This window comes from Rhizobium sp. PP-CC-3G-465 (genome assembly GCF_004343445.1).
GTDB classification, from domain to species: Bacteria; Pseudomonadota; Alphaproteobacteria; order Rhizobiales; family Rhizobiaceae; genus Ferranicluibacter; species Ferranicluibacter rubi.
Window position 1 is genome coordinate 383,625 of the sequence record NZ_SLYH01000004.1, and the last position, 10,462, is coordinate 394,086.

Annotated in this window: 9 protein-coding genes and 1 pseudogene; 9 read left to right on the forward strand and 1 reads right to left on the reverse strand. The window is 63.6% G+C overall.

Features of this window, described 5'->3' with window-relative positions; translation table 11 throughout:
- Positions 1 to 1,524, forward strand: a complete 1,524-nt coding sequence (locus tag C8J33_RS17725) for a UxaA family hydrolase (RefSeq protein WP_110802430.1) — start codon at positions 1 to 3, stop codon at positions 1,522 to 1,524.
- A 43-nt stretch (positions 1,525 to 1,567) separates the two neighbouring features.
- Here C8J33_RS17725 and C8J33_RS17730 read toward each other — a convergent pair whose 3' ends face one another.
- Positions 1,568 to 2,422, reverse strand: a complete 855-nt coding sequence (locus C8J33_RS17730; protein ID WP_110802428.1) for a GGDEF domain-containing protein — start codon at positions 2,420 to 2,422, stop codon at positions 1,568 to 1,570.
- 269 nt (positions 2,423 to 2,691) lie between these two features.
- On the opposite strand from C8J33_RS17730, the gene C8J33_RS17735 reads away from it, so the two are divergent.
- The 8 genes and pseudogenes from C8J33_RS17735 to C8J33_RS17770 form a co-directional block, all read left to right on the forward strand.
- A complete protein-coding gene (locus C8J33_RS17735) occupies positions 2,692 to 3,120 on the forward strand; it encodes a MerR family transcriptional regulator (protein WP_110802426.1) in 429 nt (142 codons plus the stop codon).
- Positions 3,074 to 3,469 carry a carboxymuconolactone decarboxylase family protein gene (locus C8J33_RS17740; RefSeq protein WP_245420193.1) on the forward strand — a complete coding sequence of 132 codons (396 nt, stop codon included), beginning with the start codon at positions 3,074 to 3,076 and terminating at the stop codon, positions 3,467 to 3,469. The genes C8J33_RS17735 and C8J33_RS17740 overlap by 47 nt, the downstream gene beginning before the upstream one ends.
- A 201-nt stretch (positions 3,470 to 3,670) precedes the next feature.
- The gene (locus C8J33_RS17745; protein ID WP_110802422.1) at positions 3,671 to 4,657 is read left to right on the forward strand and encodes a BMP family protein; all 987 of its coding nucleotides are present in this window, start codon (positions 3,671 to 3,673) and stop codon (positions 4,655 to 4,657) included.
- Between the two features lie 7 nt (positions 4,658 to 4,664).
- Entirely contained in the window at positions 4,665 to 6,083 is a 1,419-nt protein-coding gene (locus C8J33_RS17750) for an amidase (RefSeq protein ID WP_132664985.1), read from the forward strand.
- On the forward strand, positions 6,080 to 7,609 hold the full coding sequence (locus tag C8J33_RS17755; protein ID WP_110802419.1) for an ABC transporter ATP-binding protein: 1,530 nt from the start codon (positions 6,080 to 6,082) through the stop codon (positions 7,607 to 7,609). Before C8J33_RS17750 ends, C8J33_RS17755 begins: the two co-directional genes overlap by 4 nt.
- Complete coding sequence (locus C8J33_RS17760) at positions 7,599 to 8,648, forward strand: ABC transporter permease (RefSeq protein WP_110802417.1); 1,050 nt, start codon at positions 7,599 to 7,601, stop codon at positions 8,646 to 8,648. The genes C8J33_RS17755 and C8J33_RS17760 overlap by 11 nt, the downstream gene beginning before the upstream one ends.
- Positions 8,645 to 9,589: an ABC transporter permease gene (locus C8J33_RS17765; protein ID WP_110802415.1), complete on the forward strand. Its 945-nt coding sequence runs from the start codon at positions 8,645 to 8,647 to the stop codon at positions 9,587 to 9,589. Before C8J33_RS17760 ends, C8J33_RS17765 begins: the two co-directional genes overlap by 4 nt.
- Positions 9,590 to 9,739: 150 nt before the next feature.
- Positions 9,740 to 10,375 (forward strand): annotated as a pseudogene (locus C8J33_RS17770) (IS30 family transposase); the annotation flags it as partial.
- Between the last annotated feature and the right edge of the window lie 87 nt (positions 10,376 to 10,462).

Genomic DNA, 10,462 nt, shown 5'->3' on the forward strand with positions numbered 1-10,462 from the left:
ATGGCGACGCCCCGCATTCTGCGCCTCAACGATTCCGACAACGTGGTCATCGCCATCGACCGCGTTTCGAACGGCGACATTCTGCAGAACGGCGTGGCGGCGCGCAGTGCGGTGGGCAAGGGGCACAAGATCGCGCTCGTGCCGATCTCCGAGGGCGAACCGATCCGCAAGTTCGGCCAGATCATCGGCTTCGCATCCGTTCCGATCGCGCCAGGAGACTGGGTGCACGAGCACAATGTCGCGATCCACGACTTTTCCCGCGACTATGCCTTCGCCACGGAAGCGCGCCCGGACGGCGGGCTTCTGGCGGGCGAAGTGCCGGAGACCTTCCAGGGTTTCCGCCGCCCGGACGGGCGTGTCGGCACGCGCAACTATATCGGCATTCTGTCGTCGGTGAACTGTTCCGCCACCGTCGCCGGCTTCATTGCCGAGGCGGTCGAGCGGTCCGGCATTCTCAAGGATTACCCCGATATCGACGGCGTCATTCCCTTCACCCACGGCACCGGCTGCGGCATGGCGTCGAAAGGGGAGGGGTACGATATTCTGGCCCGCACCCAATGGGGTTACGCGACCCATCCCAACCTTGCCGCCGTGGTTCTCGTCGGCCTCGGCTGCGAGGTCTTCCAGATCCCGCGCCTGAAGCAGCAATATGGCATCGTCGAAGGCGATCATTTTCAGAGCCTGACGATCCAGGAAACCGGAGGAACACGCCGCTCGATCGAGGCCGGCGTCGAACGCATTCGCGATCTCCTGCCAATGGCCGCAAAGGCGCGCCGGGAAACGGTTTCCGCTTCCGAAATCACGCTGGCCCTGCAATGTGGCGGTTCCGACGGCTATTCCGGGCTCACGGCCAATCCTGCGCTCGGGGCGGCGGTGGACCAGCTCGTGCGGCAGGGCGGCACGGCCATCCTGTCGGAGACGCCCGAGATTTTCGGCGCCGAACACCTGTTGACCCGCCGGGCCGAGAGCGAAGCAGTCGGGCAGAAGATCGTCGATCTGATCGACTGGTGGACCGACTATGCCGCGCGCGCCGGCGGCGAGCTGAACAACAATCCGTCGCCCGGCAACAAGGCCGGCGGACTGACGACGATCCTCGAAAAATCGCTTGGCGCTGTCGCCAAGGGCGGCACCTCGACCCTGCGCGGGGTCTATGCCTATGCCGAGCGCATCGATCGCAAGGGCTTCGTCTATATGGACACGCCAGGCTACGATCCGGTTGCCGCAACGGGGCAGGTGGCCGGCGGCGCCAATGTGATCGCGTTTACCACAGGGCGTGGCTCGGCCTACGGCTGCAAGCCGACGCCGTCGATCAAGCTCGCCACCAATTCCGATCTCTATCGCCGCATGGAAGAGGATATGGACATCAATTGCGGCGACGTCCTCGAAGGCGTGAGCATCGAGGAGAAGGGCCGCGAGATCTTCCAGACGGTGCTGCGCGTCGCCTCCGGCGAGCGCTCGAAGTCGGAGGAGCTCGGCTATGGTGCGAACGAGTTCGTTCCGTGGCAGATCGGGGCGACGATGTGATGCCGGATGGCTGACATCAAGCCATGCCGCGACGGGTGAGAGGCTATCTCCCGACACCAGCCTGCAACGCGGGCGGCAGCACATGGGCATGATTGCCGTCGTTGCGAAGCTGCTCCGGAATGTCGTCCGCGTGCAGAATGAGGTTTCGGCCCGAGGCCTTGGCGATGTAGAGAGCCTTGTCCGCGGCGGCAAATAGCTGCGCGAAGCCTTGATAGTGGGCAAACTCGGCGACACCAGCGGAGACGGTCACCGCAGTTTGGACGCCACCGAGGTTGATGGGGTTGCGCGAAATACGCACGACGGCCTCGCCGGCAAGCACCATCCGCTCTGCCGCTTCCATGCCGACGATGAGAACCGCAAACTCCTCGCCGCCGATGCGCGCAAGAACATGCGGCGGCTGGAAATTGTCATTGAGGACGGAGGCGACAGAGACGATGGCGCGGTCGCCTGCCTCATGTCCGAAACTGTCGTTCAGTGCCTTGAAACGGTCGATGTCGAAAACGACGAGGGAGGCTTCGCCCTTGTGTTCGGCATAGGCTGCGAGAAAGGCACGGCGATTGAGAAGACCCGATAGCTGATCGGTGCGGCTCAACGCCTCGAAGCGAGCCCGCGAGATCGACAGATCGTGGATCGCAAGACCAATGATATACAGGATGGTGAAGATCAGCGGCGTGCCGAGCAGCGTCGTGATGAGCACGCCGACCGTCGCCGCCGGTACCAGCGGGTAGGGCAGCAGCCCGAACGCGTCCAGCACCAGATGGCCGATCACATTGAGGATATCGCCGACGAAGACGACGCCGAGGGCGGAGCGTAGGGCGACGAAGAAGACATCGCGGCGTGAAGCAAATGCATCCGTTGCGCAGAAAACAAGAATAGTGCGTTTCGCCCAGGCGATCATGAAGTCGGGTCTCCTTCATGCCGCAGTTTAAAGCGCATGATCTAACAGATTGCATACAAATTGGGCCGACCCTAATTTGAGGGTATCCGTCGAGGCTCGTTTCAAACGAAAAGCCGCCCGTATGCTTTACGAAGCCTTACCCTCTTTGCCCTCAGCCATCTCTTGCCATGCCGCTGATCGACGACGACAGAGGTCGAGAAAAGAACGCTTGACTGAGAGTGCACTCGAACCCGTAGCCTTTGAAGCGTCGTTGAAAGAGAAGAGGGCCTATGAAGATCGGTGAGCTTGCAAAACGCTCCGGACTATCGGCGCATACGATCCGCTACTATGAGCGTATCGGTCTGCTGCCCTATGCCGATCGCGATGGGTCGAGCCAACGCGATTATGATGCGGCCATCCTCATCTGGATCGCCTTCCTGCGCCGGCTGAAGGCGACGGGCATGCCGATCCGGGAGATGCTGCTCTACGCCGAACTTCGCAGCCGCGGTCCCGCAACGGAACCGGAGCGGCGTGTCCTTCTGGAGCAGCACCGGAATCGTGTCGGCGAACATATCGCCGATCTCCAGGCCAATCTTCTCGTCCTCGATGCCAAGATCTCCGGATATGCCGGGGCAGAAAAAGGGACAGACCATCATGACACAGGAACACCAAATGACGGGCGAAAGCCGACTGGAAAGAGGCAGGCGGGCACTCGCTGAAATCGACGGGCAGGCCGGGGAAAATGTCGTTGCCGCACTGGCGGATATCGCCCCGGATTTTGCGACATACCTCCTCGAATTCCCGTTCGGCGACATCTACAGCCGGCCGGGCCTTGACTTACGTGCCCGGGAGATCGCGACCATTGCGGCTTTGACAGCCATGGGCACCGCGGCGCCACAGCTGAAGGTTCATATCGAGGCGGGGCTGAATGTCGGGCTATCACGGGAGGAGATCACGGAAATCATGATGCAGATGGCGGTCTATGCGGGGTTTCCGTCGGCACTCAACGGTCTGTCTGCAGCAAAGGAGGTCTTTGGAAAACGCGATGTTCTCCCGCTGACGATGTAGACGATCAACGTTTCCCGCGATGATCCGGCGATGCTGGCGCTTCCACCGCCGTTGAGCTGGCTTGTTGCGGGCACGCGCGTCGCGATCTCAAAGGAGCTGTGGGTAGACAGCTCTTGCTCATTTTATAACCCCGTAAGCCGCTTGACACATTTTTAGGCCCCTCATAGAAATTGAACCAATCGGTAAAAATGGGGAACGCAAATGACGAAGCAATTCTTGATGTCGCGCCGTGCCGTTCTGGCATCGGGAATGGTTTTGGGCGCAAGCGCGTTTGCGCCCTCCCTTCGCGCCGCAACGCCGGTGATGGTGGCCGGCATTCACGGGTCTCCGGTCGAAAATGCTTGGAACTCGGTGCTGCACAAGGCGCTGCAGGACGCCGCAAAGGAAGGCGTTATTGAATACGTCTTCTCGGAAGGCGTCTCCGGCACGGACTATCCCCGCGCCATGCGGGAATATGCGGAGCAGGGGGCGAAGCTGATCATCGGCGAGACGTTCCCGGTCGAGAAGCAGGCGCGCGAGGTTGCGGCAGATTATCCCGACACGGCCTTCGTGATGGGCTCCAGCGGTAAGGAAGCTGGCAACAATTTCGGTGTCTTCGGCACATGGAACTTCGACGGCGCCTACCTCGCGGGCATGCTTGCCGGCAAGATGACCAAGTCGAACGTCGTTGGCTCGGTCGGCGCGATGCCGATCCCCGAGGTCAACATGCTGATCAACGCGTTTGCGGCCGGCGTGAAGGCTGTAAACCCCGATGCGAAGCATCTCGTCACCTTCATCGGCACGTTCTTCGACCCGCCGAAGGCGCGCGAAGCCGGTCTCGCACAGATCGATGCCGGCGCGGATATTCTCTTCGGCGAGCGCATCGGCACGGCCGACGCCGCCAAGGAGCGTGGCATCAAGTCCGTGGGATCGCTGGTCGATTACACGCCGCGTTATCCCGATACGGTCTTTGCGAACGCGCTGTGGAACTTCCGGCCGATCCTCGACGCCGCTCTGGCCGATATCGCCGCGGGCAAGCCGACCGGCCGCGACTACACCGCCTATGGCCTGATGAAAGAAGGCGGCAGCGATATCGTCTTCGTGAAGGGCGTCGCCCCGGCAGACGCCGAAGCCGCGATGGAAGCCAAGCGCGCCGAGATCAAGGCGGGCACGTTCGACGTTCCGAGAGTGGCGGACGAGCCGAAGTAGCCTGCGCGTGACCACGGATGCGACGGCTCTGGCGGAGGCGATCGCCAGCGGCCGCCTCACCAGCACACAGGCCATGCAGGCGTCGTTCGCTGCTGCCGAGACCGTTGCAGGCCTCGGCGCCATCACCTATCGCGACGAGGCGAGGGGCCTTGCCGCAGCGGCGGCGATCGACGCCCTCCCGCCAGGCTCGCCAGAGCGTGCCGCTATGCGGTTCGCCGGTGTGCCGACGCTTGCCAAGGACCTTGGCGGGCCGTTTGCGGGCTTTCCGGTCGCGGCAGGTTCCAAACTGCTGGCGCGCGGCAGCACGCATGCCGACAGCCCGGACTCCGATCTTGCCGAACGCTTCCGCGCGTCCGGCCTCTGCCTCTTCGGGCTGACCACCAGCCCGGAATTCGGACTGTCGCTCGCAAGCGAGCCGGCCATCGGTCCGATCTGCCGCAATCCGCTCGACCCAGGCCGGACGGCCGGCGGGTCCTCCGGTGGGGCCGCGGCCGCGGTTGCCGCCGGCATCGTCGCCATCGCCCATGCAACGGATGCGGGCGGTTCCATTCGCGTGCCCGCCGCCTGCTGCGGCCTCGTCGGCCTCAAGCCCAGCCGTGGGGCCATGCCGGCCGGCCCGAGCTTCGGCAACCACCTTGGCGGCATCGCGTCGGAACTTGCCGTCTGCCGCTCGGTCCGCGACACATCTGCGATTTTTTCAGCCCTGAGCGGGAATGCGCGCGGGCCGTTCCCACCTGTGAAAAACGCACAACGGACCTCCGCTCCGCTTCGCATCGGCATCCTGACCGACACCGGCGCGCTTTACCCGACAGACGCCGACCGGATGGCCATCGTCGAGGCAGCAGGACAGGCGCTTGAGGCTGATGGGCACCGGCTGGTACCAGTGCCGTTCACGGCAATCGAAGAAGCCTGCGCTTCAAGTCGCCGCGCCTTCGTCGATATCGTTTGCGCGAACCTCGCCGGCTCCGTCACTACATTCGGTCTCGATGCCGCGCGCGCGGAAACGCTGACGCAGGCAGTCATCGCGCGGGGCCTGTCGCTACCGGCCGTCGATCTCTGGAGAAGCCTGAACGCCATGGTTCTCGTCAGCCGCGATCTATGGCGTCTCTTCGATGGTATCGACGCTCTGCTCTGCCCGATCCTCTCAGGACCGCCACTCCCCATCGGTTCCTTCCCGAGCGATCACGCGGATCTCGACCTGCACTTCGGGCGCATGGCGGCATTCGCGCCGCTGGCCTCGCTGGCCAATGCCTCGGGATGTCCGGCCCTCACGCTTCCCTTCGGCACCGACACTCATGGCTTGCCGCTGCCGGTCCAGATCATGGCGCCGATGGGCGGCGAAGCACTGCTCCTACAGCTCGCGCACCGTCTGGAGCAGGAGCAGCGCTATACGCATCCGTTCCCCATCGCCGGATTGGCGTCATGACGAAACCAGTGCTGGAGATCGTCGGCGTCAGCAAGCGTTTCGGCACCAACCTTGCCAATGACGGCATCTCGCTTTCGCTTGCGAAGGGCGAGATCGTCGCGCTTCTCGGTGAGAACGGCGCCGGCAAGACAACGCTGATGAGCATTCTCTTCGGCCATTACGTGCCCGACAGCGGCAAGGTGCTGATCAACGGAACCGCATTGCCGCCGGGCAAGCCGCGCGCCGCCATTCGCGCCGGCATCGGCATGGTGCACCAGCACTTCTCGCTCGCCCCCAACCTCACGGCCCTTGAAAACGTGACGACGGGAACGGAAAGCCTCTGGTCGCTGTGCTCCCGCCGCGCCGAGGCGCGTGCCAAGCTGCTCGACATCGCACAGCGCTTCGGGCTGAGCGTCGATCCCGACGCCCGGCTCGGGGATCTGTCGGTAGGCGAGCAGCAGCGCGTGGAAATATTGAAAGCGCTCTACAACGACGCTCGCATTCTGGTGCTGGACGAGCCGACCGCGGTGCTGACGCAGGCCGAGGCCGAGACGCTGTTCGCGACGCTGAAGGTCATGGCGCGCCAGGGGCTTTCGCTCATCTTCATATCGCACAAGCTGGACGAGGTGATGGCGACCGCCGACCGCATCATCGTTCTGCGCGGCGGCCGGCATGTGGCGGACCGCAAGGCCTCGGAAACCACAAAAGCGGAGCTTGCCGAGCTCATGGTCGGGCGCAGCGTGTCGCGGCCCGTGCGTGTAGCAGCCACACCGGGCGAAACGGTTCTGGAAGCCGCCGCCGTCTCCGTGCGCCATCAAGGCGTGGATACGCTGAAGGCGGTGGATTTCCGCCTGCGGGCCGGCGAAGTGCTCGGCATCATCGGCGTGTCCGGAAACGGGCAGGGGGTGCTGGCGCAGCTTTTGTCCGGAACCATATCCCGCACCTCCGGCGACCTCCTCCTGTTCGGCAAGCCCGTCGATCATCTCTCCGTTGCGGATGTCGTGGCCGCCGGCATCGGGCGCATTCCGGAGGATCGCAACAAGGAGGGCGCGATCGGCGAGATGGCGATCTGGGAAAACGCCATTCTCGAACGGCTTCCGAACTATGCGAAGTACGGCCTCGTGGACCGTGCGGGCGGCATGCGGTTTGCCAGCGACATCATCGCGCAGTTCGACGTGCGCGGGGGAACGCCCGCCACGCGCACCCGGCTGCTGTCCGGCGGCAACATGCAGAAGCTCATTCTCGGCCGCAACCTCATCAACCGGCCGCGCATCCTGCTCGCCGCCCAGCCCGCGCGCGGTCTCGATGAAGGCGCCGTCGCTGCCGTTCACGAGCGCATCTTGGAAGCCCGCAAGGCCGGCACCGCCGTGCTGCTGATCTCCGAGGATCTGGACGAGGTGATGGCACTGGCCGACCGTATCCAGGCCATCGTTGGTGGCCGGCTGTCGCCGCCGATCCGCAACGAGGATGCCGACCGGCAAAGGCTCGGCCTGATGATGGCGGGCGAGTGGCACACAGAGCACACCGAGGTGACCCATGCGGTTTGAGCGGCGCGAACACAGGCCTCTCGCTCTGGTCATCGCCACGCCGATCCTGGCGATCGTGGTGGCGCTCGCCATATCCGGCGTGCTGATCGCCATTGCCGGCGCCCCGGTTCTGGAGGCCTATTGGCGCATCCTGAAGGGCGCGTTCGGCTCGCGCCTGTCCGTCACGGAAACGCTGACACGCGCCACGCCGCTGATGCTGACCGGCCTTGCCGCCGCCGTCGCCTTTCGGGCGCGGCTGTGGAACATCGGCGCCGAAGGCCAGCTCTATCTCGGCGCCATCGTCGTGGCCGCCACAAGCTCGCATCTCCTCGGCGGTCTTCCGCCCATCGTACAGATCCCCGCGCTGCTCGTTCTCGGCGCAATTGCCGGCATGGTTCTCCTGCTGGTGCCGCTCTGGCTGCGGCTTCGCTTCTCGGTCGATGAAGTGGTGACGACGCTGCTGCTCAACTTCGTCGCCGTCCTCTTCGTCTCCATGTTGATCGATACGGTCCTGAAAGACCCTGCAGCCTTCGGCTGGCCGCAATCGCAATCGGTGGCGGATGGCGCGATGTTGCCGAAGCTGCTGTCGCGCTCCCGCCTTCATCTCGGTCTCGCCATCGCGGTGGTCCTCGCTTTTCTCCTCCATTTCGTGCAATCGCGCACGGTCTTCGGCCTCAAGTCGCGCGCGGCCGGCCTCAATCCGCAGGCGGCCGTTTTCGCCGGCGTGCCGCTCGGCCGCACACTTGTTGGCGTCGCCTGCATATCGGGCGGCCTTGCAGGACTTGCCGGCGCGGTGGAGGTCATGGGCGTCAAGGGCTATGTGACGACGGATCTTTCGCCCGGCTACGGCTATTCCGGCATCGTCGTCGCCATGCTTGCCAACCTGCATCCGCTCGGCGTCGTGCTCGCCGCCTTGTTTACCGCGACCATGTTCGTCGGTGCCGACGGCATGAGCCGCAGCATGGGCATTCCAAGCTATATCGCGGATCTCACGGTGGCGCTGTCGCTGCTGACCATGCTGGTCGCCTTGTTCTTCACCCAGTACAGGATCCGCCGATGACCGCGGTGTTCGACATTCTCGCCTCCGCCGGGCTTTGGGCCGCCGTGCTGCGCATCGCCACGCCGCTGATCCTCGGCACGCTGGGAGCGCTTCTCTGCGAAAAGGCAGGCGTCCTCAATCTCGGCATCGAGGGCATCATGACCTTCGGCGCGATGATCGGCTGGCTTTCGGTCTATAACGGTGCCGACCTGTGGACGGGTCTGCTGATTGCGGCCGTCGCCGGTGCGGTCTTCGGCGCTCTGCATGCGCTTCTCACCGTCACGCTCGGCCTGTCGCAGCATGTGTCCGGTCTCGGCGTCACTCTGTTCGCCTCCAGTCTCAGCTATTTCCTGTTCCGCCTGCTCGTGCCGGTCGCCGGCACACCGCCGACCATCGAGCCGTTCCAGCCGATCGCGATCCCGGGTCTGAGCGATCTGCCCTTCGTCGGCCCGGCGCTCTTCGTACAGACGCCACCGACCTATCTCGCTATCCTCATCGCCCTCGTCATGGCCTACATGCTGTTTCGCACGCCTCTTGGCCTCGCTATCCGCATGACCGGCGAAAACCCGCATGCGGCGGAAGCACAAGGCATCAACCCGATGGCGATCCGCTACGGCGCCGTCATGGCCGGCAGCGCCCTGATGGGCATGGCCGGCGCCTTCCTGACGCTTTCGGCCTTCAACAGCTTTTTCCCGACGATGGTGCAGGGACGCGGCTGGATCTGCATCGCGCTCGTGGTCTTCTCTTCCTGGCGTCCGGGCTGCGCACTGCTCGGCGCGCTCCTCTTCGCCTTCTTCGACAGCTTCCAGCTCCGCCTCCAGACCACGCTTGGCGGCACCGTCCCGTACCAGCTCTTCCTGATGACTCCCTACATCCTCTCCATCGCCGCCCTCGCCATCATGGCCCGCCGCGCCCGCGTGCCGCAGGCGCTAATGCAGCCGTACAGGCGGGGTGAGCGGTGAAGAGGTGTGGCTGAGGTCGGAAAGCGTACATCGTGATGCATAATAGTTCCATAACGTTGATTATGTGATCGTGTTTTGTAGCCGGGTACATTCTATTTCCAACTGCGACATGCCAATGATTTCAAGGGGTTTCATTTTGGAGATTTTGGCATGTCGCGATCCTATACGCAGATCACCCTCGCCGATCGCCGGCGCCTGCATCACCTAGTGGCGGCAAACGTTCCCATCAACGAGATGGCACGTCAGCTTGGTCGCCATCGCTTAACTATATACCGCGAGATCAAGCGCAACACGTTTCACGATCGCGAACTCCCGGACTACGACGGCTATTACAGCACGGTTGCCGAGGGTATTGCCAAAGAGCGGCGCCGGCGGTTGAGAAAGCTGCAGCGCCACCCGACTTTGCGCGCAGAGATTGTCAACCAGTTGGAGGCTCGCTGGTCACCGGAACAGATTGCCGGACGCCTGCTGTCAGACGGCCTCAGTCTCGTTCGCGTTTGTAAGGAGACAATCTATCGCTTCATCTACAGCAAGGAAGATTATGGGCTTGGTCTCTATCAATATCTACCGGAGGCACGCCGCAAACGTCGTCCTATGCGATCAAGAAAGCCACGCGACGGTGCGTTTCCAGCCACGCACCGCATATCCCAACGGCCTGATTTTGTTGGAGATAGATCACGGTTTGGGCATTGGGAGGGCGACCTGCTCATCTTCCAACGCCCATTCGGCCATGCCAATGTCACCACTCTCGTGGAGCGAAAGAGCCGCTATGCGATCGTGGTCGAGTAGCTATGCCATTCGGCTTCGCCCTCACAGATCCGGGCGGGCGGATTTCCCGCACCCGGCTCTTCCCGAGAGTAACCCGCGTCATCT